The 715-nt window shown below is 61.1% G+C and carries 1 protein-coding gene; it reads right to left on the bottom strand.

The genetic code is table 11. The features are described from left to right. The coding region (locus BK660_RS31505) for a 3'-5' exonuclease (RefSeq protein WP_311202926.1) at positions 1–715 on the bottom strand (715 nt) is incomplete at both ends.

Consider the following 715-nt stretch of genomic DNA (forward strand, 5'->3'; position numbering starts at 1 on the left):
GGTTTGTCCTCGGCGAACATGCGGTTGATTTCGTCCATGCGCTGGTATGGGTTGTCGATGGACTTGCCTTCGCCGAGCAAAGTCTGGGCGACGTTTTCCAGACTGAAGGAAGGAAAGCTCCAGGTCGCTGAACGCAGGGACTCGATACCGTCGATGATCAGCCGCCCCGCTGCTGAGGCGAAGTAGTGATTGCGGCTGCCATGTTCGCGCCATTGCATCTCTTCGCCGCCACGGCCGAGCTTCAGCGGCACGCCGAGGCGCCGTGCATGTTCGTGGAGGATGCGCAGGTCGAACTGCACGACGTTCCAGCCGATGATCGCGTCGGGGTCGTGGCGGGCAAACCAGTCGTTGAGTTTCTTCAGAATGACCGTGCGCGAGTCGCAGTATTCAAGGTCGAAGTCGACGATGCTGTCATCGCCGTTCGGCGCACCGAGCATGTACACCTGACGTTCGCCGCAGCCTTCGAGGGCGATGGAGTACAGCTCGCCGGTTTCGGTGGTTTCGATGTCGAGCGAGACCAGGCGCAGTTTCGGTCGATAATCGGGGTCGGGTTTGAGCTGGGCGTTGAGCAATACGCCGTCGGCATCGGGCGTGCCGCTGAACCGCACCGGTGCGGTGATAAAGCGCTCCATCAGATAGCGTTCCGGCGGGCGAACGTCGGCTTCGTAGACGTCGACCCCGTTGCGGTTGAGCGCGGTTTCAAGGCGCATCAATT

Origin of the sequence: Pseudomonas brassicacearum, from assembly GCF_003732265.1 — a bacterium.
GTDB classification, from domain to species: Bacteria; Pseudomonadota; Gammaproteobacteria; order Pseudomonadales; family Pseudomonadaceae; genus Aquipseudomonas; species Aquipseudomonas brassicacearum_D.